Origin of the sequence: Streptomyces sp. NRRL B-1140 (assembly GCF_001280065.1) — a bacterium.
In the GTDB taxonomy this organism is placed as follows: domain Bacteria; phylum Actinomycetota; class Actinomycetes; order Streptomycetales; family Streptomycetaceae; genus Streptomyces.
The window spans coordinates 1-216 of sequence record NZ_LGEA01000074.1 but is presented as its reverse complement, the minus strand read 5'-3'; the positions used below and the strand labels follow the sequence as shown (position 1 = coordinate 216).

General features: G+C 58.8%; 1 rRNA gene. It reads left to right on the top strand.

Going from position 1 to position 216, the window contains the following annotated elements:
• Window positions 1–216 (top strand): 23S ribosomal RNA (locus tag ADK65_RS09355); the annotation flags it as partial.

Sequence of the window (216 nt, the reverse complement as noted above, 5' to 3'; positions counted from 1 at the left end):
GATTCCGGGAGTAGTGGCGAGCGAAACTGGATGAGGCTAAACCGTATACGTGTGAGACCCGGCAGGGGTTGCGTATGCGGGGTTGTGGGATCTCTCTTCCACGGTCTGCCGGCCGTGGGACGAGTCAGAAACCGTTGATGTAGGCGAAGGACATGCGAAAGGTCCGGCGTAGAGGGTAAGACCCCCGTAGTCGAAACGTCAGCGGCTCGTTTGAGA